Origin of the sequence: Phyllobacterium sp. OV277, assembly GCF_900104355.1 — a bacterium.
GTDB lineage: Bacteria > Pseudomonadota > Alphaproteobacteria > Rhizobiales > Rhizobiaceae > Phyllobacterium.
Genome location: NZ_FNIY01000002.1, coordinates 115,660 through 141,160, shown reverse-complemented (window position 1 = coordinate 141,160; position 25,501 = coordinate 115,660). Strand labels below are relative to the sequence as shown.

The 25,501-nt window shown below is 55.2% G+C and carries 28 protein-coding genes; 14 read left to right on the top strand and 14 right to left on the bottom strand.

Annotation, left to right across the window (positions count from 1 at the left end):
- Window positions 1-27: 27 nt before the first annotated feature.
- On the top strand, window positions 28-873 hold the full coding sequence (locus BLU05_RS06610; protein ID WP_091878727.1) for an endonuclease/exonuclease/phosphatase family protein: 846 nt from the start codon (window positions 28-30) through the stop codon (window positions 871-873).
- On the opposite strand, the gene BLU05_RS06605 is transcribed toward BLU05_RS06610, so the two are convergent.
- Entirely contained in the window at window positions 845-2,305 is a 1,461-nt protein-coding gene (locus BLU05_RS06605) for a phospholipase D-like domain-containing protein (protein WP_091878725.1), read from the bottom strand. The genes BLU05_RS06610 and BLU05_RS06605 overlap by 29 nt on opposite strands.
- 14 nt (window positions 2,306-2,319) lie before the next feature.
- The gene (locus BLU05_RS06600; RefSeq protein ID WP_244518293.1) at window positions 2,320-3,777 is read right to left on the bottom strand and encodes an ATP-binding protein; all 1,458 of its coding nucleotides are present in this window, start codon (window positions 3,775-3,777) and stop codon (window positions 2,320-2,322) included.
- 284 nt (window positions 3,778-4,061) lie between these two features.
- Here BLU05_RS06600 and rpmH point away from each other — a divergent pair, with 284 nt between their 5' ends.
- From rpmH to yihA, 4 genes are all read left to right on the top strand, one after another.
- A complete protein-coding gene (gene rpmH, locus BLU05_RS06595; RefSeq protein WP_040853797.1) occupies window positions 4,062-4,196 on the top strand; it encodes a 50S ribosomal protein L34 in 135 nt (44 codons plus the stop codon).
- Between the two features lie 48 nt (window positions 4,197-4,244).
- Complete coding sequence (rnpA, locus tag BLU05_RS06590; protein WP_091880119.1) at window positions 4,245-4,628, top strand: ribonuclease P protein component; 384 nt, start codon at window positions 4,245-4,247, stop codon at window positions 4,626-4,628.
- The gene (yidC, locus tag BLU05_RS06585; protein ID WP_091878722.1) at window positions 4,628-6,469 is read left to right on the top strand and encodes a membrane protein insertase YidC; all 1,842 of its coding nucleotides are present in this window, start codon (window positions 4,628-4,630) and stop codon (window positions 6,467-6,469) included. The genes rnpA and yidC overlap by 1 nt, the downstream gene beginning before the upstream one ends.
- 192 nt (window positions 6,470-6,661) lie before the next feature.
- On the top strand, window positions 6,662-7,285 hold the full coding sequence (gene yihA, locus BLU05_RS06580; RefSeq protein WP_244518291.1) for a ribosome biogenesis GTP-binding protein YihA/YsxC: 624 nt from the start codon (window positions 6,662-6,664) through the stop codon (window positions 7,283-7,285).
- 13 nt (window positions 7,286-7,298) lie between these two features.
- Here the strand turns inward: yihA and BLU05_RS06575 are convergent, their stop codons facing one another.
- Together BLU05_RS06575 and BLU05_RS06570 are read right to left on the bottom strand one after the other, a co-directional pair.
- The gene (locus BLU05_RS06575) at window positions 7,299-8,018 is read right to left on the bottom strand and encodes an anti-sigma factor (protein WP_175540540.1); all 720 of its coding nucleotides are present in this window, start codon (window positions 8,016-8,018) and stop codon (window positions 7,299-7,301) included.
- On the bottom strand, window positions 8,015-8,554 hold the full coding sequence (locus tag BLU05_RS06570; RefSeq protein WP_091878719.1) for a sigma-70 family RNA polymerase sigma factor: 540 nt from the start codon (window positions 8,552-8,554) through the stop codon (window positions 8,015-8,017). The genes BLU05_RS06575 and BLU05_RS06570 overlap by 4 nt, the downstream gene beginning before the upstream one ends.
- A gap of 169 nt (window positions 8,555-8,723) precedes the next feature.
- Between BLU05_RS06570 and argB the strand changes: the two genes are divergently transcribed.
- Window positions 8,724-9,617 carry an acetylglutamate kinase gene (gene argB, locus BLU05_RS06565; protein ID WP_091878718.1) on the top strand — a complete coding sequence of 298 codons (894 nt, stop codon included), beginning with the start codon at window positions 8,724-8,726 and terminating at the stop codon, window positions 9,615-9,617.
- Here the strand turns inward: argB and BLU05_RS06560 are convergent, their stop codons facing one another.
- Window positions 9,618-10,100: an Lrp/AsnC family transcriptional regulator gene (locus tag BLU05_RS06560; RefSeq protein ID WP_091878716.1), complete on the bottom strand. Its 483-nt coding sequence runs from the start codon at window positions 10,098-10,100 to the stop codon at window positions 9,618-9,620.
- Between the two features lie 122 nt (window positions 10,101-10,222).
- Between BLU05_RS06560 and phhA the strand changes: the two genes are divergently transcribed.
- Entirely contained in the window at window positions 10,223-11,056 is an 834-nt protein-coding gene (gene phhA, locus BLU05_RS06555) for a phenylalanine 4-monooxygenase (RefSeq protein WP_091880116.1), read from the top strand.
- Here phhA and BLU05_RS06550 read toward each other — a convergent pair.
- Window positions 11,053-11,730 (bottom strand): GGDEF domain-containing protein, encoded by a 678-nt coding sequence (locus BLU05_RS06550; protein WP_175540539.1) that lies wholly within the window; start codon window positions 11,728-11,730, stop codon window positions 11,053-11,055. The two genes, phhA and BLU05_RS06550, sit on opposite strands and share 4 nt — an antisense overlap.
- Before the next feature lie 236 nt (window positions 11,731-11,966).
- Here BLU05_RS06550 and BLU05_RS06545 point away from each other — a divergent pair, with 236 nt between their 5' ends.
- Both BLU05_RS06545 and BLU05_RS06540 read left to right on the top strand, forming a co-directional pair.
- Window positions 11,967-12,692 (top strand): pyrimidine 5'-nucleotidase, encoded by a 726-nt coding sequence (locus BLU05_RS06545; RefSeq protein WP_091878713.1) that lies wholly within the window; start codon window positions 11,967-11,969, stop codon window positions 12,690-12,692.
- Window positions 12,689-13,561 carry a DUF817 domain-containing protein gene (locus tag BLU05_RS06540; RefSeq protein WP_091878712.1) on the top strand — a complete coding sequence of 291 codons (873 nt, stop codon included), beginning with the start codon at window positions 12,689-12,691 and terminating at the stop codon, window positions 13,559-13,561. Before BLU05_RS06545 ends, BLU05_RS06540 begins: the two co-directional genes overlap by 4 nt.
- On the opposite strand, the gene BLU05_RS06535 is transcribed toward BLU05_RS06540, so the two are convergent.
- Complete coding sequence (locus tag BLU05_RS06535; protein WP_091878710.1) at window positions 13,546-14,388, bottom strand: LOG family protein; 843 nt, start codon at window positions 14,386-14,388, stop codon at window positions 13,546-13,548. The genes BLU05_RS06540 and BLU05_RS06535 overlap by 16 nt on opposite strands.
- 154 nt (window positions 14,389-14,542) lie before the next feature.
- On the opposite strand from BLU05_RS06535, the gene dapD reads away from it, so the two are divergent.
- Both dapD and BLU05_RS06525 read left to right on the top strand, forming a co-directional pair.
- Window positions 14,543-15,397, top strand: a complete 855-nt coding sequence (dapD, locus tag BLU05_RS06530) for a 2,3,4,5-tetrahydropyridine-2,6-dicarboxylate N-succinyltransferase (RefSeq protein ID WP_091878709.1) — start codon at window positions 14,543-14,545, stop codon at window positions 15,395-15,397.
- Window positions 15,398-15,481: 84 nt separating this feature from the next.
- Entirely contained in the window at window positions 15,482-16,777 is a 1,296-nt protein-coding gene (locus BLU05_RS06525) for an MFS transporter (protein WP_091878707.1), read from the top strand.
- Between the two features lie 5 nt (window positions 16,778-16,782).
- Here the strand turns inward: BLU05_RS06525 and BLU05_RS06520 are convergent, their stop codons facing one another.
- On the bottom strand, window positions 16,783-17,814 hold the full coding sequence (locus tag BLU05_RS06520; protein ID WP_348271755.1) for a 2-dehydropantoate 2-reductase: 1,032 nt from the start codon (window positions 17,812-17,814) through the stop codon (window positions 16,783-16,785).
- A 98-nt stretch (window positions 17,815-17,912) separates the two neighbouring features.
- On the opposite strand from BLU05_RS06520, the gene dapE reads away from it, so the two are divergent.
- Entirely contained in the window at window positions 17,913-19,100 is a 1,188-nt protein-coding gene (dapE, locus tag BLU05_RS06515) for a succinyl-diaminopimelate desuccinylase (RefSeq protein WP_091878706.1), read from the top strand.
- A 6-nt stretch (window positions 19,101-19,106) separates the two neighbouring features.
- A complete protein-coding gene (locus tag BLU05_RS06510) occupies window positions 19,107-19,718 on the top strand; it encodes a hypothetical protein (RefSeq protein ID WP_091878704.1) in 612 nt (203 codons plus the stop codon).
- On the opposite strand, the gene truA is transcribed toward BLU05_RS06510, so the two are convergent.
- From truA to def, 4 genes are read right to left on the bottom strand one after another with little or no spacing between them, the layout of a single operon-like run.
- Window positions 19,670-20,455, bottom strand: coding sequence for a tRNA pseudouridine(38-40) synthase TruA (gene truA / locus BLU05_RS06505; RefSeq protein ID WP_091878703.1), 786 nt, complete (start codon window positions 20,453-20,455; stop codon window positions 19,670-19,672). The genes BLU05_RS06510 and truA overlap by 49 nt on opposite strands.
- Window positions 20,455-20,952 carry a GNAT family N-acetyltransferase gene (locus BLU05_RS06500; RefSeq protein ID WP_091878701.1) on the bottom strand — a complete coding sequence of 166 codons (498 nt, stop codon included), beginning with the start codon at window positions 20,950-20,952 and terminating at the stop codon, window positions 20,455-20,457. Before BLU05_RS06500 ends, truA begins: the two co-directional genes overlap by 1 nt.
- The gene (gene fmt, locus BLU05_RS06495) at window positions 20,949-21,884 is read right to left on the bottom strand and encodes a methionyl-tRNA formyltransferase (protein ID WP_091878699.1); all 936 of its coding nucleotides are present in this window, start codon (window positions 21,882-21,884) and stop codon (window positions 20,949-20,951) included. The genes BLU05_RS06500 and fmt overlap by 4 nt, the downstream gene beginning before the upstream one ends.
- A 3-nt stretch (window positions 21,885-21,887) precedes the next feature.
- Window positions 21,888-22,418, bottom strand: coding sequence for a peptide deformylase (def, locus tag BLU05_RS06490; protein WP_091880113.1), 531 nt, complete (start codon window positions 22,416-22,418; stop codon window positions 21,888-21,890).
- Between the two features lie 114 nt (window positions 22,419-22,532).
- Between def and BLU05_RS06485 the strand changes: the two genes are divergently transcribed.
- Window positions 22,533-23,768, top strand: a complete 1,236-nt coding sequence (locus BLU05_RS06485) for a DNA recombination protein RmuC (RefSeq protein WP_091878698.1) — start codon at window positions 22,533-22,535, stop codon at window positions 23,766-23,768.
- A gap of 83 nt (window positions 23,769-23,851) precedes the next feature.
- On the opposite strand, the gene BLU05_RS06480 is transcribed toward BLU05_RS06485, so the two are convergent.
- Together BLU05_RS06480 and BLU05_RS06475 are read right to left on the bottom strand one after the other, a co-directional pair.
- Window positions 23,852-24,445, bottom strand: a complete 594-nt coding sequence (locus tag BLU05_RS06480; protein WP_091878696.1) for a YdeI/OmpD-associated family protein — start codon at window positions 24,443-24,445, stop codon at window positions 23,852-23,854.
- 55 nt (window positions 24,446-24,500) lie between these two features.
- Window positions 24,501-25,460 (bottom strand): cation diffusion facilitator family transporter, encoded by a 960-nt coding sequence (locus BLU05_RS06475; protein ID WP_091878695.1) that lies wholly within the window; start codon window positions 25,458-25,460, stop codon window positions 24,501-24,503.
- Window positions 25,461-25,501 lie beyond the last annotated feature (41 nt).

Genomic DNA, 25,501 nt, shown 5'->3' with positions numbered 1-25,501 from the left:
CTCTTATAGATGGACAGCAAGAAGCCAATGCGGCACACAAGACCCAGTGTCTCAGCCAGCATCCTCGCAGCGGTGAAGAACCGCAACAAACGCCCGACAGGCGTGACCAAGGTCGTGCGAAATGACACCGTCATCGCGTCCTACAATGTCCATAAATGCGTTGGCATCGACAAGAAATTTGATCCGGATCGCATCGCGCATGTCATCGGCGAGCTTGGTGCGGATGTAGTCGCTGTTCAGGAAGCAGACAAACGCTTTGGTGAACGCTCTGGCCTTCTCGATCTCGACAGGCTTGAACGCGAGAACAATCTCGTGCCGGTTCGCGTTGCCTCGCTTTACCCCAAGGGGCATGGCTGGCACGGCAATCTGCTGCTCTTCCGAGAAGGTGTTGTGCGGCGCGTACAGCAGTTGAAGCTTCCGGGACTTGAGCCACGCGGTGCGCTTGTCGTTGATCTTGATCTTGAAGCCGGACCATTGCGCATCATCGCTGCGCATCTCGGGCTTTTACGCCATTCGCGCATGCAGCAATCGGAAGCTATTCTGAACGCCGTCCATGCCGATCCGTCACGCCCAACGCTGTTGCTTGGTGATTTGAATGAATGGCGCGTTGGCAAGGGCTCGTCGCTGCATTTCCTGCATCCAGTGTTTGATCCGATGAAAAATGCCGTGCCGAGTTTCCCCTCGCGCTTTCCGGTTCTGGCGCTGGACCGGGTACTTGGCCATCCGCACAGTCTGGTTACCGGCATCGAAGTGCATGACACGCCGCTTGCCCGTGTTGCCTCCGATCATCTGCCGATCAAGGCCTATGTCGATCTCAAAGGCGCCTTGGCTGAAACAGTCGAAATCAGAGATAGGGCGAGCCTAGCCAGATAATCCGGTCAAGCAGCCGCACCCAGAATGAGCGGGCGCGCAGGCTTTGCAGCAGAACCGGTTTTGCCGATTGCATGGCGGTATCAACGAGCGCTTCCACTTTGGTGGCAAATTCTGCATTCATGATTTCAAGATCGACCTCGAAATTGAGGCGCAGCGAGCGCGGGTCGAGATTGGACGAACCCACATAGGCCCACTGACCATCGATCGCCAGCAGCTTGGAATGATTGAAATTGCCGCTGGCGCGCCAGATACGGCAGTGACTATTCAATATCTGGTCGAATTGCGCGGTCATGGCGCGGTCGACGAGTTTCAAATTGTTGACCGCGGGAATAACAATATCGACTTCCACACCGCGCCTTGCCGCCGTTACTAGTGCGCTGATCAATTCGCGGTCAGGCAGGAAATAGGGTGACATGATGCGGATATGGCTTTGCGCCACAGAAAACGCGCCCATCAGCATACGGTGATTGGCTTCCACACTTCTGTCGGGTCCCGATGGCACCGCGCGGATGAACACAGGATCGCCCGCATGCGTATCGGGCGAGGTAATCAGCCATGGCTCGCCAGCCAATTGTTCGCCTGTGGTGAAGCGCCAGTCTTCCGAAGCGATGTGGAAGAGGTCGGTGACAATCGGCCCGGTCAGGCTGAAATGTGTATCGCGCGCATTGTCTTCCCCGACGATTTCCGCGGAAAACCCGGCACGAATATTCATGCCACCTGTGAAGGCCGTGGTCCCGTCGACAATCAGGATCTTGCGGTGGGTTCGAAGATTCGCATAGGGCAGGCGCAGACCGATAATGATGTTGCCGTTGAACACATCGGTACGCACGCCGTTCTTTTTCAGATAACCAACAATGCTCGGGATTGAGTAGCGGGCGCCGACTGCATCGATGAGAACCCGGACCTCGACACCGCGTTTAACGGCGGCAATCAGGGCATCGGCCAATCGCAGGCCGATCTTGTCCCGGTCAAAGATGTAGGTTTCAACGAGGATGCTGCGTTTGGCATTGTTGATGTGCTCCAGCATCGAGCGGTAGGCGTCATCACCACTTTGCAGCATGGTGATGTTGTTGCCGGTTGTCAGGCGGCAGCGGCTCACGCGGTCTCCCAGCGTTTTCATCGCCGCAAAGCGCTTTTCGAAATGATCAAGCACGTTCTTCTCATTTGCATCAAAGCGCATGAGATGGTCCTGACCGATTTCGTGCAGGAAGGCGCGCTGCGAACTGATGGAGGAGCGCCTGATCCGGTTGATACCGGCTACTGCATAAATAACTGCACCGATCACCGGCGAGAGAATGATAACGCCGACCCAACCAATGGCCGCGCGCACTTCTTCCTTCGTCATGGTCGCATGGACCGCGGCGGGAACGCCAAGGACGATAGAAAGAACAAAGAATATCTGGGGCCAATAGGCAGGAAGATAATCACTCATTTGTGAGTGTCATATCACGATATTGAATCCCGGCGCGAGCGCCATTCGGCAAGAGAAACCGGCTGATCCGGAATACGGATTTCAAAACCGGTTCCGGCGCCTTCACCGCCGCGCAGTTCAATTGTGCCGCCATGGGCGCGCACCAGCTCGTGGACGATGGCAAGGCCGAGGCCCGTGCCGCCCGAGCGCGCCGAACCCTTGAAGGCTGTGAACAGATTCTCGCGGGCCTTGGGCGGGAGCCCCGGACCGGTATCCTCAATGCTGATGATGGAGGTGGTGCCAATTTGCCCCGCCGTAATTGTCAGCCGTTTGATAATTGAGGTACCGCTACCCGTATCGCCGCTCATTGCCTGAACCGAATTGCGGCAGAGATTGGAAATCACGCGGAAGAATTGATCCGGATCGGCGTCGATTTCGAAATTTTCAGGAACAAGGTTCTTGAATTCAATTCCCGACTTCGCATCAAGATTCAGCATCTCTTCCACATCACCGACGATAGTGTGAAGTTTAACGCGCCGCCGCTGCGGCGGTGGTTCCTGTGTTCCGCCATAGGCAAGCACGGTCTGCGAATAATTGATGGCGCGATCAATCGTCCGAACAAGCTTCGGCACCATGCGCTGAATGGCCGGATCGCTGGCATTGGCAAGGTGATCGGACATCAGTTGGGCGGATGCCAGAATATTGCGCATGTCGTGGTTGATCTTGGAAACGGCAAGACCAAGGTCGGCAAGGTGCTTTTGCTCGGAAAGCGTGCGTTGCAACCGCAGCTGCATGTCGGCGAGTTCGCGCTGCGCAATACCAAGTTCGTCTTCGCGATTGTCGGGCTGGATAACCCTCTGCGGATCATCAGGCTGCTGGGCGAAAGCCAGCATGTTGGCGCTCATGCGCTGTATCGGCCGGATAAGCAGATGGCTGATGGCAAGAAAGACGAGACCGGCGGTAATAGCCGAAATGAACATCGAGATAAGCGCGACATTGCGGGCGTAGCGCAGCATCGCATTGCGCAAGGGCGCGTCCGATGTGATCAGCTCGATGACTTTTCCTGTGTCTCCAACAGGGCCGTAGACAAGGATGATGCGGTTACCACCATTGATAATAGTGTCGAATGCGTCGCGCAGCGTTGTCCATGGGTCAGTCACGGTCATGTCGATATGCCGGTCGACCTTGGATGGCATTTCCGAAACCGCAAGCAAGCGCGAAGCCCCCATTTCACGCAAGGCAATCGCCTTGGTGCCCGTGGCGAGAAGCACGTCGTTCTGCACGCTCTGGGGGATGTCCTTGCCATCGCTTGCAGCGAGCACGACGCTGGCGGCAGCGACCGTATTCAGGCGGTCCGAAAGCCAGCGCATCCGCATATCGGCCATGATGGGAACGAAAATCATGACTCCGGCCAGAAAGCCGAAAAGCAGCGTCAGACGCAACAGCTTACCCGAAAGCCGTTTGAGAACAGGCAAACGCCGCCCCGCCTGCATTTGCACGCGCGCCCGTTGCTCTTCCTGTTGCGTTACCGCCATATTTGCTCCATCAACGCCCGATGTAGGTCAAACGTTGCGACGGTACAATAAATCACTTCCTGATTTTTGCCTATTTGTGAATCTTCTTGTATGAATTGACTTATCACCATCATGCCTCTATAAGCCGCGCACGTCCGGGTTGACCGCCCCGGCGGCGTATTTTTATGCGCTAATGGCGGTCCTGATATGCTCCTGTCAAAGAACAGACCACAAGAAGGGCCGCACACCGCGGTATTAAACAAATGAAGCGTACTTATCAGCCATCCAAACTTGTCCGCGCACGTCGTCACGGGTTTCGCGCCCGTATGGCTACTGCAGGCGGCCGCAAGGTTATCGCAGCACGTCGTGCTCGCGGTCGCAAGCGGTTGTCGGCATAAGGCATTCCGCGCAGGTTTGCGCGGTTGGCCAACGTTGGCATTGCAGGAATGAATGATCAAAAACCACTCCGCCTTCGCAAGAGAGCGGAGTTTTTGGCTGTTCGGGCCGGAGAAAAACGCCGTGGTGGCTTTTTCCTGCTCGAAGTCAAGCAGCGTGAAGACCGGGAAGGTCCGCCGCGTGTTGGTTTTACAGTCACAAAAAAGAACGGAAATGCCGTTGTCCGCAATCGCATCAAGCGCCGCCTGAGAGAGGCTGTACGCGTCAAAGTTGCAGGTGACATGGCCCCCGGAACCGACTATGTGATCGTTGCTCGCCGTGACGCGCTTGATGCGCCGTTTGCGGACTTATCCCGGGAACTCTCGAAACGGGTTTCCAAAAAATACCAAACCGGCGTTTCTCCAAGACATGACCGGCCCAACAGGACCCGATAATGGAAACCAATCGTAATTTCTTTATCACCATTGCTTTGTCCGTCGTTATTCTGGGACTTTGGCAGGTGTTCTATATGGGCCCCAAGATCGAGGCCGAGCGCCAGCAGGCACAGGTTGAAGCCTCGCGGCAGGCTCAGGCAGCTAAAACAGCGGCACAGCCAACGCCAGCGGCCGGAACAACCGCCAACAATCTGCCGGGTACGACACCAGCAGCGCCGGGTGCGAATATTCCGGGGCAGACGCCGGATGCCACACAGCCGGGTTCCCTGAGCCGCGCTGCGGTTCTCGGACAGACTTCGCGCGTTGTCATTGACACACCGAGCCTCAGCGGTTCCATCAGCCTGACCGGCGCGCGTCTCGATGACCTGCAGCTCAAGCAGTATCACGAGACTGTCGACAACAATTCACCGACCATTCAGCTGTTGAGCCCTTCGCAGATGGCGGACGGGCAATTTGTTGAGATCGGGTTCACCGGTAACGACACCACAGGAACTGTACCCGGTCCGACAACCGTCTGGACTGTTGACGGCAACAGCAAGTTGACCCCATCCACCCCGGTTACCCTGGCCTTTACCAATGAAAAAGGCCTGACTTTCAAGCGCACGTTCAGCGTTGACGACAACTATATGTTTACCGTCAAGGATGCCGTGACGAATGGAACGTCAGCTCCGGTGTCGTTGGCCTCCTATGGCCGTGTCACACGCTTCTACAAGCCTTTGCATGCCAGCACCTATGTGTTGCACGAAGGCCCAATCGGCGTGATCGCCGGAAAGCTGGTCGAGTACAAATTCGCGGCGATCGAGAAAGAAAAAGAAGTCGCTCCGGAGAAGACGGACACTGGCGGCTGGATCGGCATTACGGACAAATATTGGGCTGCCGCTCTCGTTCCGGCACAGTCAAAGCCGTTCAAGGCCCGCATGTCCTATTTCGACAATGGCCGCCCGCAGTATCAGAGCGATTATCTGTCTGACCCGACAACAATTGAACCCGGTCAGTCCACAACGATCGAGAACCTCGTCTTTGCCGGTGCCAAGGAAGTTGGCAAGATCAATGGCTACATGAACAATCTGCATATTCCATTGTTCAAGAACCTGATCGACTGGGGCTGGTTCTATTTCATCACCGAGCCGATGTTCTATCTCATCGACTGGCTCTACAAGGCTATCGGCAACTTCGGTGTCGCCATCCTTGTTGTTACCGTTCTGCTCAAGGCGCTGTTCTTCCCGCTGGCCAACAAGTCCTATGCTTCGATGGCACGCATGAAGATGGTTCAGCCGAAGATGACTGAAATCCGTGAGAAATATGCGGATGACAAGGTCAAGCAGCAGCAGGCCATGATGGAGCTTTACAAGACCGAGAAGATCAATCCGATCGCCGGTTGCTGGCCGATCGTCATCCAGATTCCGGTTTTCTTCGCGCTGTATAAGGTTCTGTACGTGACCATTGAAATGCGCCACGCGCCGTTCTTTGGCTGGATTCAGGATTTGGCTGCGCCCGATCCAACATCCGTGTTCAACCTGTTTGGCCTCATTCCATGGACGGTTCCGGCATTCCTGATGATCGGCGTCTGGCCATTGATCATGGGCGTGACGATGTTCCTGCAGATGCGCATGAACCCGACACCGCCAGATCCAACGCAGGCAATGATCTTCAACTGGATGCCGCTGATCTTCACGTTCATGCTGTCCAGTTTCCCGGCGGGTCTGGTGATCTACTGGGCATGGAACAACTTCCTGTCGATCACCCAGCAGGGTATCATCATGAAGCGGCAGGGTGCGAAGATCGAACTGTGGGGCAATCTCGCAGGGCTCTTCAAGAAGAAACCGAAGCCCGCCGAATAGGCGGGTTAACCCGGAATTCCAAAAGCCCCCGCTCATACCGGGGGCTTTTCATTTGTCGTTGAACAATCTCGTTCAGTTGACAAGGCGGCGATAACATTGAATGCAGGTGGCATATGGCTGCCCAGTGAACGGACGGAAAAGAACGTGAGTGAAACCAACGACAATACGAACAGGCTGATCGAAAAGGGCCGGATGCTCTTTGCGCAGGGCTGGGTTTTCATTCGCGGTGTTCCTGCCATGAAGTTCCTACCGCCGGAAGGGCCCATCGAAATCGCGTTTGCCGGTCGCTCCAATGTCGGCAAGTCATCGCTGATCAATGCGATCATTGGCCAGAAGGGCCTTGCACGCACGTCCAACACGCCGGGGCGTACGCAGGAGCTGAACTATTTTGTGCCGGATGGCCATTCGGGCGAAAATGGTGACCTGCCGCCACTCGCGGTAGTCGATATGCCGGGATATGGTTTTGCCGAAGCGCCGAAAGAACAGGTCGACGCATGGACGCGCCTTGTTTTCGATTATCTGCGCGGCCGTACCACGTTGAAGCGTGTGTACCTGCTTATCGATGCACGCCACGGTGTAAAGAAAAATGATGCCGAGGTGCTAGACCTTCTGGATCGCGCCGCGGTGTCCTATCAGATCGTCCTGACCAAGATCGACAAGATCAAGCCTGCCGGTGTTGCGCGTCTCATGGAAGAAACCGCACAGGCCATCAAAAAGCGCGCAGCCGCCTACCCGACCATTTTGGCCACATCATCGGAAAAGGGTGCAGGTCTGGATGAACTGCGCGCCGCAATAGCGCTTCTTCTCGAAGAATAAACCGCTCGGTTTTCTAAATGCTGCTCACCGAGCCTGCGGCCACAACTGCACCGGTGGGCGCACCGCTCGGCGAGCCGCCGACGGGTTCAACGGAGATGGCCAGCGTTGTGCCATCACGCAATTTAGCCGCGACAGGGGTCGATACCGCAAACTCGGTTATCTTGGGCGACTTCAGTACACCAAGCGAGACCGGAGCGTCTTTTCCGGCGATCAGCCAGAGTTCGAGCGATTTGCCTTGCGGGATTTCTCCGGCAACAAGGGTCACTTTCAGCTTTCTCGACTTGTCGTCAAAGATTGCCACGCTTCGCAGCGGACCGGTGTCGCTTGCCATGGAAGCAATCAGTTGCGAGGGCGCAGAGCCCGCCTGACGTTGGACGTACTCTCGACTGACGTTGAATATAACAAGGGCAAGTGCCGCAACGGCGACCGTCCGCCAGAAGGCCAGGCTATTCCAGAATGAAGCGCCCGTTGCGACCCGCCCGGAATCGATGCCGAACAGACGCTGGTCGACCTGACCTTTCAGGTAATTGGGCGCTGTGACCGGCTGGAACTGCTCGTTCAGCGGATCGAACTGGCGCTGCCAATTGGCAACAAGGCGGGCAAATTCAGGGTCATTTTCAATACGGCGGACAGCGTCGCGCCGCTCCTGTTCCGGGAGCACGCCCAGCACATACTCGGCAGCGACGAAATCGTCGCCTTCGGGCATTGTGTCATCGGGTGGTATCGTGCTCATCGTTCCAGACATTCCTTCAGTTTCATCAGGCTGCGGCGTAGCCATGTCCGCATTGTATTCAGTGGTACTCTATGGCGTATCGCCAGAAGGTCGTAACTTTCGCCGTTCAGATAGGCACCCCGCACCGCCGATGCCCGGTCAGTGTCCAACTGGTCGAGACATTCATTGATGCGCTTTGTCTCACCCGATGCAATTGCAGACTGTTCGGGATTGGGCGATGGTTCAGCAACACCCACGGCTTTTTCCAGTTCGGCTGCAGCGGGTTTGCGCGCACGCAGCACGTCAATCGAGTGATTGCGGGCAATGGCCACCAACCATGAAATAGGGCTGGTATCAGAGACTGCAAACCGGTCTGCCTTGTTCCAGATCTTGACGTAGATATCCTGTAATGCGTCCTCTGCTTCCGAGCGATTGCCCAAGATACGCAGGCATACGCCGAATAGTTTCGCACTTGTTGAGCTGTAAAGCACATCGAACGCCGCACGGTCGCGCAGAGCGACTCGCGAAATCAGTTCCGATATGCCCTCGGGTGTCATGCGGTAGACGTTTCCAACTCTTTGATTAACGAAGTTAAATCGGTGCAAAGGTTCATCTGTCAATGGGCCGCATGCAAAAACGTTCCCGCCAACCCTAAATCATGTTTGCCCATGATCGTCTTTAGGGTTATGAACCCCCGTCCTTTTCAAGCTGGAGCTTGCTTCCCACATGTCCGAGACTGAGCACACCGCAGAAATTCAGGCAAGCCTTCTATCCGCCGCTCTTCCCTATATGCAGCGGTATGAAAACAAGACCGTCGTTGTGAAATATGGCGGTCATGCCATGGGCGATGCCACGCTGGGTAAGGCCTTTGCCCGCGATATCGCTCTTTTAAAGCAGTCCGGTATCAATCCGATTGTCGTGCATGGCGGCGGCCCGCAGATTGCATCGATGCTGGCGCGCATGGGTATCGAGTCCAAATTCGAAGGTGGCCTGCGTGTCACCGACGCAAAGACACTCGAGATTGTCGAGATGGTTCTGGCCGGTTCGATCAATAAGGAAATTGTTGCCCTGATCAATGCCGAGGGTGAATGGGCGATTGGCCTGTGCGGCAAGGACGGCAATATGGTCTTTGCCGAAAAGGCCAAGAAGACGATTATCGATCCGGATTCCAATATCGAAAAGATCGTCGATCTCGGTTTTGTCGGTGAGCCGGTTGAGGTGGATCGTACATTGCTCGATTTACTGGCCCGCTCCGAGATGATCCCGGTCATTGCTCCGGTTGCACCGGGTCGCGATGGACATACCTATAATATCAATGCCGATACGTTTGCTGGCGCCATTGCCGGCGCTCTGGCCGCCTCGCGCCTGTTGTTCCTGACCGATGTTCCCGGTGTGCTCGACAAGGACAAGAAGCTGATCAAGGAACTCTCCGTTGGTCAGGCGCGCGCGCTGATCAAGGACGGAACGATTTCGGGCGGTATGATCCCCAAAGTCGAAACCTGCATTGATGCGATCAATCGCGGTGTCGAAGGTGTGGTAATCCTCAACGGCAAAACACCCCATTCGGTTCTGCTGGAGCTTTTCACCGAGCGTGGTGCCGGAACACTCATCGTTCCCTGATCAGCGTTTCAGGTGGTCGAGCGGTATCTTGCCCGGCCCCTTGATATTTTGCAGCACAAGCTGGGTGTGTACATCGCGCACACCCTTGAGGCGCATCAGTCTGTGCATGACGAAATCGTTGAGATCATCGACGGTTGGCACCATGACATGCAACAGAAAGTCGTGCTCGCCGGTCATTGTCCAGCAGGATGACACCTCATCCATTCGCTGGATTTCAGTGATGAATCGCTCCGGCGAATCGTCACTATGGGACGTAAGCCGCACCTGAACGAACACCTCGACCATTAACCCGATGGATCGCCGGTCGATAACAGCGGCGAAGCCTTTGATAACACCGGTTTCCTGCAATGCGTCGAAACGCCGTCCACAGGGCGTGGCGGAAAGTCCGATGGTCTGGGCAAGATCGGTAATCGGCACCCGGCCATTATCGCGCAGAACTTGCAGCATCTTCACTTCAAATTCGTCAAATCGAGGAGATGTCACTCATTCTTCTCCGTAAGATTATATATTTCTCTCAACAGGATGCTACATTGAGACAATAAGGTCAAATTCACTCGTTTTCCCGACATATTCTTTGTTTGAGAATGGGAATCGAGGAGGAATTCATGACCATCAGTGTTGAGGCCTATGCCCGCGAATGCGCCGCTCAGGGATTGCGCGGCGACTATCATGCCTGCCAGCCGGATTTTACGGTTGAGCAGCAATATGATTATTCGGTGGAAGATCAGGGCGTGTGGCGTACCCTTTGCGACCGCCAGACCAAGCTGACCTCACGGCTTGCTCATCACAGCTATCTCGATGGTGTTGATGCTCTGGGTCTTCTTGATCGTATCCCTGATTTTCATGATGTGAGCGAAAGGCTGCGCAAGCTGACCGGTTGGGAAATCGTGGCTGTTCCCGGCCTCATCCCGAATGAACCGTTTTTTGATCACCTCGCCAATCGCCGTTTTCCGGTGACCAATTGGCTGCGCAGCAAAAAAGAACTCGACTACATTGTCGAACCTGACATGTTCCATGATTTCTTCGGCCATGTTCCAATTCTCAGCCAACCAGTGTTTGCTGATTTTATGCAGCTTTACGGTGAAAAGGGTGGCGCTGCGGTCCGCCTTGGCGGTGAACAGATGGTCGCCCGGCTCTACTGGTACACTGCCGAATTCGGCCTGATGCAGGAAGAGGGTGCAGAACTGAAGGCGTTTGGTGCCGGGTTGATGTCATCCTTCAGCGAGCTGCAATATTCGGTCGAAAGCCCCGATGCCCACCATGTTCCTTTCAATCTCGAAACGGTCATGCGGACCAGCTATGAAATCGACAAATTCCAGCGTGCGTATTTCGTTCTCCCAAGCTTTGCCGCGCTGCGTGATGGCTTTGAAAAAGCCGATATGGCCAGTCTTGTTGCACGATGGAAAGACAGTACGGCGCTGGATCCCTCGGCTATTTAAGCTGCTGATTTCATCACCGGTTTGATGATGACGCAATTGCGGCCATTGCGCTTGGCCTCATAAAGTCTGCGATCGGCGGTCTGAAAATGATCGGCGATCGTTTCGTCTGACAGGTCGATTACTCCGCCAATACTGACACTGAGCGGCACCCGTTCATTCTCCGGCGTCCTGAAATCGAGACGGGCGACTTCCGCACGGATCGCCTCGGCGACCGCCCGCACCTCATTCTCGCGATCCGATGCGAGAAACACCGCAAATTCCTCGCCGCCGATACGGCCTATGCTGTCGTTTTCGCTGACAGTGCGTGAAATGCAATGGGCGATGGCCGTCAGCGCACCGTCACCATTATAATGGCCGTGCTGATCATTGATCTTCTTGAAATGATCGGCGTCAATAATCAGCAATGATCCCGGCACCTGCATGCGCATCGTATCGACATGCGTGAAGAATGCTTCGCGGTTGAGGAGCCCCGTCATGCTGTCGCGTGAGGCTTTCTCCAGCAATCGCGCATTGGACTCTTCAAGCCGCTGCATAACCTCGCCCAGATGGATGAGGGTGATGCGCAATCGCTCCGATTGCTGGAAAACCTTAAACGAGATTGGCGGCGCGATAACAAGCGGGCAAATCGCGGCGATGACAAATCCCATTTTGTTGTGCATGCCGAAAGCAGACATGATGCTTCCGGTGAAAGAACAGACAATCGCAATAATTGTGACCAATGCGCATTTGTAGAAAATTCTGAACATTTCGACCCTAACACCGCTTCGTCAGTACTATGCTGGATTGATGACGCTGCTGTTAGTAGAAAATTTAAAAATGGTCGTAGTTCAGTCTTTTTTCGTCTATTGAGTCGATATGGCAACAGAATGCCTGTCTTCTGCTTTATGGTTTCCGAAACGACGAGTTGTGAATGACAAAACATCCTGATCCACTGAATTTTGCCCATATAACGGACTGGATCTTTGATCTGGATAATACGCTCTATCCGCATCACTCCAATCTGTTCTCGCAGATTGATGTGAAGATGACAGGCTATATCGCCAATCTTCTGCAACTCTCCCATACGGATGCGCGCCAGATTCAGAAGCAATTCTACAAGGATTACGGGACCACGTTGAAGGGCTTGATGGATCGCTACGACATCGACCCGGATGATTTTCTGCAGAAGGTCCACGATATCGACTATTCATGGCTGGTTCCGGATCCGGCTTTGGCCATGGCGATCAAGCATCTGCCGGGACGTAAATTCATTTTCACCAATGGCGATCGCGGCCACGCCGAACGGACAGCACGCCAGCTTGGTATTCTCGATCAGTTTGACGATATTTTTGATATCGTCGCTGCGGAACTCATGCCCAAGCCGGCGCGTCAGGCCTATGATCGATTTCTCGATCTGCATGAGATCGACGCCAACAGCAGCGCCATGTTTGAAGATCTTGCGCGCAATCTGGTCGAACCCAAGGCGCTGGGCATGAAAACCGTGCTGATCGTCCCGCATAATTTCGAGCCGACATTCTCCGAGATATGGGAGAGCGATCCTGATTATACCGATCACGTTGATTACGTGACTGATGATCTGGCATCGTTCCTGAACGCCATCCAACCGGGGCAGGTTCGCACGGAAATTCCTGCTTGAAGCGGTTTACATCGGCCGAGGCGGCTATCGATGCGGCGGCGCACCGGGTCCTTGCCCGTTTGCCGCAATCGGGTATCTGTGGCGGCCTTGTCGAGTTTCTGGTTTTTGGTATCAAACAGGCTTGGGCGTGCCTGTTTGGCGGCGTGATGCTCGCCATCATCATGCTCACGCGATTCCATTGGCCTGAACACAGCCCGATAACGCGTTATGATTTTCTGTTTCTTTCGGCTTTGATCATCCAGCTTTCCATGCTGGTGTTCAAACTGGAAACATGGAGCGAAGCCAAGGTTATCCTGATTTTTCACATCGTCGGGACAATCATGGAAATCTTCAAGACCCATGCCGGTTCGTGGATTTACCCGGAAGCCAATTTCTTCCGGATTGGCGGCGTCCCGTTATTCTCCGGCTTCATGTATGCTGCCGTTGGGTCCTATATGGCGCGTATCAACCGCATTTTTGACATCCGCCTCGAACGTTACCCGCCATTTGCCCTGACGCTGGTACTGGCAATCGCTATCTACGCGAATTTTTTCGCGCATCACTTTTTGCCGGATATCCGGATCGTATTGTTTGCTGCAACCGCTGTCCTGTTCTGGCGTACGACGATGTATTACCGTGTTTTCCGATTCCGCCACAAAATGCCGCTGCTCGTGGCATTCTTTCTGGTCGCATTGTTCATCTGGGCCGCTGAAAACATCGGAACATGGTCAAGGGCCTGGATTTACCCCTCGCAAGCCGACGGCTGGGCGCTGGTATCTTTCGCCAAGCTCGGCTCGTGGTACCTGCTGATGATCATATCAGTTGTGCTGGTGACGTGGGTTCATCCGCCGCGTGGCAAGGATGAACCCGACGATCAGGCCAGTTCGTAGAACGTCTTGATGACGCCCCATGCTTCGTCGGCATCATCGACAAAGGTGATCAGCTCGCGATCCGATGGTGAAATAACGCCCTGCTCAGCCAGAAACTCGAAATTGATAGCCTTTTCCCAGAACGAACGACCAAACAGAAGAACGGGAATCCGTTCCATACGACCGGTCTGAATGAGCGTCAGTGTTTCGAACGTCTCGTCCATGGTGCCGAAGCCGCCGGGGAAAATCGCCAGCGCCTTGGCACGCATCAGGAAATGCATCTTCCGGATCGCGAAATAGTGAAAATTGAAGCAGAGTTCAGGCGTCACATATTCATTCGGCGCCTGTTCGTGCGGCAGGACGATGTTGAGGCCAATGGTCGGCGCGCCGACATCCGCCGCACCCCGATTGCCAGCTTCCATCACGCCGGGGCCGCCGCCAGTGACGACAACAAACTCGCGATTATATGTGGTTGAAGAATAAACCGAGCAGAGCTGGGCAAATTTGCGTGCTTCGGCATAGTAGCGCGAATTGGCTTCAAGGTTTTTCTTTTGCACCTCGTTCTTCGCGGCCCATGCTTCACCGCCCGGTTCCGGAATACGCGCGCCGCCAAAAAGCACGACTGTCGAACGGATACCCCGTTCGGTCAGCGCCATTTCCGGCTTCAGCAATTCAAGCTGCAATCGCACGGCGCGCAGATCGCGGCGTGTCATGAATTCAGGATCGGCAAAGGCAAGACGATAGGTGTCTGACTGTGTTTGCGGGGTCTCGGGAGCAGTTTCTACCCGTCTTACGGCTTCTGTGGAGTGGGAAAATGGCGTCCAGCCGTTTTTTTCATCGGTATTCAATTGTTATTCTCCTTCTGCGGACGCAAGTGACGCTTACAGACATTAAATCCTATTCGTCGTCCAACATTGTGACGCTGCGATTGACCCTCTCACAGAGTTATCTTACTAGGCCTTACATCAGCCTTAACCGCCCGTGCAATGGAGTGACCCGAAAATGTCCAAGCCCGATCTGGCCAGCCTTGAGAAGACCATCAACAAGGCCTTCGATGACCGCGATGCCGTAAACACTGAAACACGCGGCGAAATACGCGATGCTGTGGAAACCTCTTTGCTGCTTCTCGATAGCGGCGAGGTCCGTGTTGCTGAACGGCAGGCTGATGGTGCATGGACGGTCAATCAGTGGCTGAAAAAGGCAGTGCTTCTCTCCTTCCGTCTCAATCATATGGGGATTGTTGAAGGTGGTCCGGGTGGCGCGCCGTGGTGGGACAAGGTTCCCTCAAAGTTTGAAGGCTGGGGCGCGACCGAGTTCAGCAAGGCAGGCTTCCGCACCGTGCCAAACGCCATTGTTCGCCGCTCTGCCTATATTGCTCCCGGCGCGATCCTGATGCCTTCCTTCGTCAATCTTGGCGCTTACGTCGGCGAGGGCACCATGGTCGATACATGGGCAACGGTTGGCTCCTGCGCGCAGATCGGCAAGCATGTGCACCTTTCCGGCGGTGTCGGCATCGGCGGCGTTCTGGAGCCGATGCAGGCTGGCCCGACGATTATCGAAGACAATTGCTTCATCGGTGCACGCTCGGAAGTTGTGGAAGGCTGCATCGTGCGCGAAGGCGCGGTTCTCGGCATGGGTGTGTTCATCGGCAAGTCGACAAAGATCGTTGATCGCGCCACCGGCGAGATTTTCTACGGCGAAGTTCCACCCTATTCCGTTGTTGTTGCAGGGACTTTGCCGGGCAAGCCTTTCCCGAACAATGAACCCGGCCCGAGCCTTTATTGTGCCGTCATCGTCAAGCGTGTCGATGAGAAGACCCGCTCCAAAACGTCGATCAACGAATTGCTGCGTGACTGATTAGGCGATTTACAACTGGACAGACGGAGATTCTCGACAGAAGCTGGTGCCAAAGCCGATTCCCATTTCAGCTGAGGTATCCGTATGACCGTACAGGCTTCCGTCTCCATCCGTGATTTTGAGGCCAAGCGACGACACGCCATTGCCGCTGCTACGATCGGCAATGGTCTCGAATGGTTCGACTTTACGGTCTACGGTTTCTTCACGCCGATCATTGCGCGGCTGTTCTTTCCGGCCATCGACGATCTGACCTCTATCCTTTTGACAGTCGGCACCTATGGTGTCGGCTTTTTCATGCGGCCGGTTGGTGCTGTCGTTCTCGGTGTCTACGCTGACAAGAAGGGGCGTAAGGCCGCGCTGACCCTGACAATCCTGATGATGGCGCTGGGTACTGCGCTTCTCGGATTTGCGCCGACCTATGCGCAGGCCGGTATTTTCGGGCCGCTGGTCATTGTTCTTGCCCGGCTTATTCAGGGCTTTTCCGCTGGCGGTGAAATCGGCGGCGCCACCGCTTTCCTGATTGAATATGCCCCGCCGGAGAAGCGCGGATTTTATGCCAGCTGGCAGCAGACAAGTCAGGCGCTTGCGGTTGTGCTTGGCGGTATCTGCGGCATGATCGTTACGCAGTTTCTTGACCCGGCCTCCATTGACAGCTGGGGCTGGCGTCTGCCCTTCCTGCTCGGGCTGCTGATCGGCCCTGTCGGGTTCTACATTCGTGCCCGTGTTGACGAGACGCCTGTATTCACCGACAGCCACACGCAAAAGAGCGAGTCGCCGCTACGAGATGCACTGCGTGATCATCCGCGCGGTATCGCGTCGGGTTTCGGTGTGACCATTTTGTGGACCGTATGCACCTATGTGCTCTTGTTCTACATGACCACCTATGCAGTCAAGCAGCTCAACATACCGCTGGCCGATGCATTCATTGCAACCACCATTGGCGGGCTTGTCCTGATGTTGGGCTGTCCGATTGCCGGCGCGTTGTCGGACCGGATCGGACGCAAGCGGCAATTGCTGTTTGCCGCCATAGCCATCGGTGTTTTGATCTATCCGCTCTTTGCGTGGGTCAATGCATCACCAAATCTGATGACACTGTCGATTGTGCAGGCCATCCTTGGTCTTCTGCTTGCGGCATTCACAGGACCAGCGCCCGCACTTCTGGCCGAGCAGTTCCCGGCTGGTCTTCGCTCCACCGGCCTGTCGCTCGCCTATAATTTCGCCGTTACCATTTTCGGCGGCTTTGCCGCTGTCATTGTGACACTGCTGATCGAGGCGACTGGTACAAAGCTCGCACCAAGCTTCTATGTGATTGCCGCAGCGGCTGTAAGTGCGCTGACGCTTCTTTCGATGCGGGACAAGACAGGCAAGCCAATCGATTGACGGGGTTATAGAATTGTTTTCTGTCTGATCTCAGCGACCGCATGGCTGCGGATGGGCTGGCCTTCAGCCTGTCTGACACAAGCGATAACCTTTTGTGCCAGCGGCGTGGGAATGTTTTTTTCCCGCGCCAATTGCACAATGACACCCTGCAGATAATCGATTTCAGTGGTGCGGCCCCGGGAAAAATCCTCCCACATGGATGACCGGGCACGGGGATCGATGGCCAGCATCTTGCGGGCAACGCGGCGAAAGAGAAAATTCGGCAGAAGCAGAATCAGGCGCAATAGGGCTGGTGATACGCCCTGCACCGGGGCCGCGACGATACCGTGCGCTTTCATGACCTTCAGCCCTTCGCCCATCTGGTCGGCAAGCAGGACACGCCAGCCCCGATCCGCAAGCTGTGTGGCAAGTGGCAGGTTCGACAAGGCGTTAAGCGCGTTGTTGAGGTTCATCATCAGCTTGCCCCACAAAATGCCCTGCATATTATCGTGGGCACTGACAGGAAGGTCTGGCGTGGACAAAGCTTCGGCAAGGCCTTCCACTCTGCTTTCGATTAAAATCGTGCCTGCCGTCGTTCGGCGCACGGTCAGCGGCAACTGCCCGCTCTCCGACTGAACAACGTTGAATGGAACCATGCCAGCAATGACGGTCATGCTTTCAGCCAGGTTTTTCCGCAACACCTGCGCATTGCCAACGCCATTCTGCAGGCTGACGACAATGCATTCGGCCGGAGCGTGTCTGGCTATGAGCCCGGCCATTTCCCCGGTGGCACCACTTTTGACAGCAACGAGAATGATTCCAGCGCCTTCAAATGCGGTGGCAGGATCGGCTGTCACCGAAAGCTGGTCTGCACGGATGGTATGCTCTGTTCCATCGAGATTGATGATTTTCAGCCCGGCCTGCCTGATTTCCTCGTTGACACGCGGCCGTGCCAGAAAGGTAACGGCTTTCCCTGACGCGGCAAGATGGCCACCCACATAGCACCCGATGGAACCTGTTCCAGCGACAACAATACGGCTATTGTTTTCAATCATCATTTGGTCCCGGCCTGAGGTAGGTACAGATCATTAAAACAGATGCATGCATCGTGATCCAGTGCGTGACACGATGGTGCTTTTGGATTATCGCTTTGCATATGACATCCTCCACTGACCCCGTAAAAAACCTCGCCCAGCTTATCGCCTGCCCGTCGGTGACCCCGGCGGAGGGCGGCGCATTGACCACACTCGAAACCATGCTTTCGCCACTGGGCTTTACCGTTGAGCGGCCCATTTTCAGCGAAGATGGTACACCCGATGTGGAAAACCTCTATGCCCGGCGCTCGGGCAATGGTCCCCATCTGATGTTCGCCGGGCATACGGACGTTGTGCCTGTTGGCGACGAGGCGGCTTGGACCTATCCGCCTTTTTCAGCGGCGATCTACAATGGCGAAATGTATGGCCGCGGGGCCGTGGACATGAAAGGCGGCATTGCCTGCTTTGCCGCCGCTGTTGCGCGCCATATTGAAAAGAATGGCGCATTGAAGGGCTCCATCTCGTTCCTGATCACAGGTGATGAAGAAGGCCCGTCGATCAATGGATCAGGCAAATTGCTGGAATGGGCCAAGGCCAAGGGTGAGACTTGGGATGCCGCCATTGTCGGCGAGCCGACCAACCCCGATAAGCTTGGCGACATGATCAAGATCGGTCGGCGTGGTTCGCTCTCCGGGACTGTTACCGTCCACGGCATTCAGGGGCATGCGGCTTATCCGCATCTGGCCGAAAATCCCGTTCGTGGTCTGGTAACATTGGTCGACAGCCTGCTTTATCCGGCCTTCGACAAGGGTACGAAGCATTTTCAGGCGACCAATCTGGAAGTCACGACTGTCGATGTCGGCAATCCCGCAGTGAATGTGATTCCGGCCAAGGCAACCGCGACGTTCAACATCCGTTTCAACGATACATGGACGGATGAAACATTGATGGCGGAAATCCATAACCGTCTCGACAAGGCGTCGGGCCGTCGCAAGCTTAGACCCGGCAGGAAAACCCCCGTTAATTACGAGCTGGTCTGGCGCGACCGGCCAAGCCATGTATTCCTTACCCATGACGAGAAGCTCATCGGCACGCTGACCGCGTCCGTGGAGGCGATCACAGGCAAACGCCCGCAGCTTTCCACGTCGGGCGGCACATCCGATGCGCGTTACATCAAGGATTATTGCCCGGTGGTCGAGTTTGGTCTTGTCGGGCAGACCATGCATATGGTGGATGAGCGCGTGGCGGTTGCCGATCTGGAAACACTGACACAAATCTATGAGCGGTTCATTGCCGACTTTTTTGCCTGAGTGGCCATGCTGAGTTTCGAAGACATCCAACGCTATTTCTGGGGTTCGTGGCGGATGATGAATGGTCACGCCGACGGCCTGGATTATTTCGACTATTCCGAAGATGGCTTCTGGCAATCATTCCACGCCATTACCGTGTCACTGCCGCCGCTCATTCTTGGCTGGATTGTTTTCGCCAATGATATGGTGGCCTTTCAGCCCGAGGCGGGCACCCGGCTTTCCGTAATCGGCCGCGTCGCCTTTGTTGATCTTACGTCATGGGTGTTGCCACTGGTTGTGCTGCTTTTGCTGGCGACGCGCATTGGCCTGGGCAATCGCTTCAGTGTCTATGTCATCACCAGCAACTGGGGGTCGGCAGTGACGTCCTGGTTGGCTGCGCCTGCCACAATCATACGCGTTCTTCTGCCGGAATGGACTGCAGTCGCGACCGTTTTCGGTCTTGCGCTTTATATGTTCGTTCTCGTTCTGACCTATCGCCTGACCTATATCGCCTTGAAGAAACCCCACGCTTACACGGCGGCCTTCTTCGCCGTTCTTGTGGTCGGTTCCATACTCCTGATGATTGGCCTTCAGGATATGCTGGGTATTTCGCTGCCGGAACCGGTGACAATCGGATAATCCACGCCGACAAGGTAAAGCCCATAGGGCGGCGCGACGGGACCGCAAGCCTTGCGGTCGCGGGCAGCGAGAGCATCGCTCACATCGTCAGCCGTCCAGCGGCCGCAACCAACCTCGTTCAGTGTCCCGGCAAATGACCGGATCTGATTGTGCAGGAAGGAACGCGCTGATGCCCGGATTTCGATGATTTCACCGTTTCTGAGGACGCTGAGATGGTCAAGTGTTTTCACCGGGCTTTTTGCCTGACACTGGGTGGCGCGAAATGTTGTGAAATCATGCGTGCCAACCAGCCGCTGTGCTGCGTCATGCATGGCTTCCGCGTCGAGTGGTTTCTTCACCCACCAGGCACGAAAAGCTTCCAGCGGGGCGGGCGGCCTGCGGTTGATAATCCGGTACAGATAATGCCGGCCCGTCGCGGAGAACCGTGCATCGAAATGTTCGCTCACCCGCTCGACATTGATGATCCCGACAGTTTCGCCAGCCACGATCAGATGCGCATTCAGCGCTTCACGCACCTTGGAACTGCTCCAGTCCTTGGTCAGATCGACATGAGCGATCTGTGCGATCGCATGCACACCTGAATCGGTACGGCCCGCCGCGCCAAGCGATATGGTTTCGCCGCAAAACTTGAAAATGGCCTGCTCAATGGCCGCCTGAACCGTATGGCCGTTCTCCTGCCGCTGCCAGCCTGCATAGGGCGTGCCATCATATTCAACGGTGAGTTTGTAACGCGGCATCAGAGCGCCTCGAACGCTCTGGAATAAATCAGCGTTCCAGCCGACGGCGCATCGCCGAAAGCCAGTGCCTGAAGATATTCACCCTGATATTGGCTGGAAAAGCCCGATGCCCGTTCTTTAGTGTAGCCGAAACGGCCATAATATCCGGGATCGCCAAGTACCACGGAGAGCGTTTCACCCATAAGCACAAGCTGCTGATGTGCGGCCTTGATCAGGGCCGCGCCGACGCCTTTACCCTGATGATCCGAGGCAACGCTTAACGGCGCGAGCGCAACTGCGTCAAAACGGGTCTTGCCGTCAATGTACAATCTTGAAAACAGGATATGACCGGCAATCGCGCCATCCAGTTCTGCAACCAGTTCGAGAACGACATCGCCATTATTGTGCAAATGTTGCACCAGTTTTGCCTCATCCGGGCCTTCAAAAGCATCGTCAATGATGCTTGCAATCAGCGAGCGATCTTCTGGTTCTGCGGCGCGGATGGAAATGCTGCTCATGGCAGCTTTGCCCCTTGCGTGAGCTTGGCGCCGCGTTGGAACTCCAGCCCGTCCATGACCTTGCCACCAGCCCGTTGCAGCGAGCGCAGCCGCACGGCACCTTCTCCGCAGGCAATACGCAATTCATCATCAAGCACTGTACCAGGAGCGCCAGCACCAGTTGCAAGCAGCGAGCGCAGCAGTTTTACCCGCTCAAGACTGTCGCCGATCTCCATCTCGCACCATGCACCGGGAAACGGTGCAAGGCCACGAATGCGATTGTGAATGTCGATTGCAGGGAGCGTCCAATCGATCCGGGTTTCAACCTTGGTGATCTTGGAGGCGTAGGTGACGCCCTCTTCGGATTGCGGTGTCAGGGTCAGGCTATCGCGCGTCAGCGCGGCCATGGCGCGCACCATCAGATCAGCGCCAATCATGCTGAGTTGGTCATGCAACTCGCCCGCGGTCATATCCGATGTGATCTTGATCTTTTCAGCCATGGCAACGGGACCGGTATCGAGCCCTTCGTCCATTTTCATAATCATCATGCCAGTTTCGGTGTCACCAGCCATGATCGCGCGTTGAATGGGTGCAGCACCGCGCCAGCGCGGAAGAAGCGAAGCATGGCCGTTGTAACAACCGAGGCGGGTGCCCTCGAGAATGGCTGTCGGCAATATCAGGCCGTAGGCAACCACAACGGCAACATCTGCATTCAAATCACGGAATGCCTGTTGTTCCTCGGCGCTTTTCAGGCTTTTGGGCGTGCGCACCTCAATGCCGAATTCTTGGGCATTGCGATGGACGGGCGAGGGGGTCAGTTCAAGCCCACGCCGCCCGGCTGGACGTGGCGGCTGGCTGTAAACGGCGACGATCTCATGGCCTTGGCCAATGAGCGCGTTGAGAACCGGAACAGAAAATTCCGGGGTTCCCATGAAGACGATACGAAGGCTCATGGCTTACACCGCCAGCCGGCTCGGAACACGATCCTTGGCAAGCTTCTTGAATTTCTTCACCACCATTTCCCGCTTCAGCCGCGAGATATAGTCGATGAAAAGAACGCCATTGAGATGGTCGATCTCATGCTGCAGGCAGGTCGCCAGCAAGCCGTCCGCATCGATCTCGTGCTTTTTGCCTTCGATGTCGAAATAGGCAACACGTACTTTTGCCGGGCGTTCCACTTCCGCATAATAATCCGGAATGGACAGGCAACCCTCTTCATAGATGTTGCGCTCTGTGCTGGAGGACACAACCTCGGGGTTGATGAACACCTGCGGTGCCTTCGGCTCGTCTTCCTTGGCAAGATCGATCACCAGCATGCGCAGGGGTTCCGCCACCTGAATAGCAGCCAGACCAATGCCCGGCGCGTCATACATGGTGTCGAGCATATCCTGCGAGAATTTGCGCAAATCAGCGTCAAAGCGCGTCACAGGTTGAGAAACCTGACGCAACAGCGGATCGGGAAGAATGACAAGCGGTTTGATAGACATGAGCATCACCTAATATCTCGGCTTTCAACCGTCAATCCCGATACAAATGGCATTTGTAAAAATGTTCTTGTTTTGATCTCACATTTGCCATCCGAATCGGTTAATCTATCTCCCATGGAAACATCACATTCACTCGACCAGCCATTATTTCAGCTTGGCGCCAGTACCGTATCGGTTGGCACGGCCCTGCTGGTTGCTGCTGTGATCGTCGCCCTCGCTGTCATTCTTTGCGTGGTCGCAATGTGGCGGGCAGGGCGGGCCCGGCTTATGGCAGAGTTTCAGGCGGAAGACCGTGCCCGCGATGCGGAAGTCCGGATGGCTGAAATTTTGAAAAGCCAGTCGGAGATGCAGGGGCGTATGCAGACCATGGCCGAGCTTTTCGGCTCGCGTCAGGCAGAGCTTAATCAGTCGATCCGCGAACGGCTTGACGGTATGACCACGCGTATCGGCCAGACCATGACGGAGCAGACGCAATCGACGCACGAAAATCTTGCCAAATTGCAGGAGCGGCTGGCGGTTATTGATACGGCACAGAACAATATCCAGTCGCTGGCCGGTCAGGTCGTGCAGTTGCAGGCCATTCTAGCCAACAAACAAACGCGCGGTGCTTTCGGTCAGGCGCGCATGGAAACTATTATTGCCGATGGTCTGCCACTGGGGGCCTATGAATTTCAGGCAACGCTTTCCAATGGCAGCCGGCCCGACTGTATTGTCCGCATGCCGAACAATGCGCCCAATCTGGTTATCGACGCCAAGTTTCCGCTGGAAGCATGGAATGCCATTCGTGAGGCCGAGACACCCGATGCCAAGAAAATGGCACTGGCGCAATTCCGCCGCGATATCGAAATCCACATTCGCGATGTATCGGAAAAATATCTGATCAGTGGTGAAACGCAGGATACGGCGTTTCTCTTTGTGCCATCGGAATCGATCTTTGCCGAGATTCACGAGAATTTCGAAGGCATCGTGCAGAAAGCCCACCGCTCCCGCATTGTGATCGTTTCACCGTCGCTGCTGATGCTGTCCATTCAGGTCATTCAGGCGGTGCTCAAGGATGTGCGCATGCGTGAACAGGCGCATCTCATTCAGGGCGAGGTTATCCGCCTGATGGAAGATGTTGTGCGCCTTGATGACCGCGTTCGCCGTTTGCAGACGCATTTTGGTCAGGCGAACAAGGATATCGACGATATTCTCGTTTCCTCCAGCAAAGTGACCAAACGCGGACAGAAGATCGAGGCGCTGGAATTTGTTGAACCCTCGGCTGGCGAACCTGCAAAAGGTCCGGACGCTAGCCGATCAGCGGCTTCCACAACAGGCCAGTTGCGCCTGCGCGTGGTGGACGAGGACTAGGCTATATCCAAGTGGCTTTAGACCAAGTGGGCTGGCGAAACTGAAATGGATCTGTAAGTCGCAGGCCCTATCATCCATGGGCCCTAATCGTCCAACCCTTTTCCGCCGAGAATATGCGGTATGAATTTTTCAACGCGTGTCTCGCGTGTTTTGGATTGTTTTGGCGCGGAAAAATGGAAGAGATATGCTCTTTGGCGTCCGGGTGTGAGAGCCTCAAACGCGGCTTGCAAAGCAGGGTTCTCACTCAATCTGCTTTGAAATTCTTCGGGAACTGCGAAATCTTCCGTTTTCTTGAAAGTTACCTTTGCACCCGATTTTTCGATATCGATAGCCGCGTGAATATAGGCTTTCAGGATGTTATCCATCTTGGATATTTCCTGAACGCTGGTGAACCGGATCTGCCGCCCCGCCTGCACGTTTTTCGTTTGCTGGATGAGAATATGGTCGGGGTCGTTTAACAGGGCACCCTGAAAAAACAGGAGTGCGCAGTATTCTTTAAAGCCATGTATGAGAACAACGTTGCTTTTATCCAACGTGTAGCAGGCACATCCCCATTTCAGCTCTTCCTTGAGATCACAGGCAAGAACAATTGTTCTCAACAGCCTGAATTCTTCCTGCCATTTCTGGGTCTCATCAAAATACCAATCGACTTCGGGGTTCGTTGTGTCCTTGACCATGGTGCATCTCTCAACTGATTTGGAATCTCATCTGCGAGTATGCCCTCCAGTCACTTCAGCCTTCAATGATTTTCTGCCGGCGCATTTTCCAGGTACTCGCTGTCTGCGGCTTGACGAATACGGAGACAATGTCCGGATTGGCCTGACGTATCGCCGTTTCAATACGCTCGACACAGGCTTCAATATCGGGCGCGGTCAGATGATCCTCAAACTCGATGCTGAGCCCGGCGACAATCTGCTTGGGTCCCATATGCACCGTCAGCACACCATTGGCCTGCTGAATAGCCGGGTCTTTGCTGGCAATAGCAAGGATCTGCTGTTCCGCTTCGGGCAGTGCCGACTCGCCGATCAGCAGTCCCTTGCTTTCCCGCGCGAGGAAAATCGCCGTTGCGCCGAGAATGATCGCAATCCCGATCGAGGCAACACCATCAAGCTCCGGCATATTGAACAATTGCGCGGCAGAAATACCGACGAAGGCGACAATGAGGCCGAGCAAAGCCGCCGTATCTTCAAACAGGACCGTAAAAACACTTGGGTCTTTGCTCTGCTTTACGGCTTCGAGATAGCCAAGCTTGCCTTTCATGGTCCGGAACTCTTTCAAGGCAACCGTCCATGAGATGCCCTCGAAAAGCAGCGCAAAGCCCAAGACCACATAATTAACGATGGGATTCGACACCGGCTCTGGCTCAAGAATATGGATCAGGCCCTCATAAAAGGACACACCGGCACCCACAGCGAAAACCAGCAGGGCAACGATAAAGCTCCAGAAATAAAGCTCGCGTCCATGGCCGAGCGGATGCGATTTATCCGCTGGTTTGGCCGCGCGCCGCAACCCGTAAAGCAGCAATCCGCCATTTCCCGTATCGACAAGCGAGTGAACACCTTCCGATAACATGGCCGAACTGCCGGTGAAGAAGGCAGCAATGAATTTTGTCGCCGCGATCAGAAGATTGCCTAGAATGGCGGCATAGATGACCTTCTTCGATCCCGCATGGCTGCCAGATTGTGATGCCATTGAAGTCCCCTTTGTCCCACGTCACAACGTAACAGGATTTG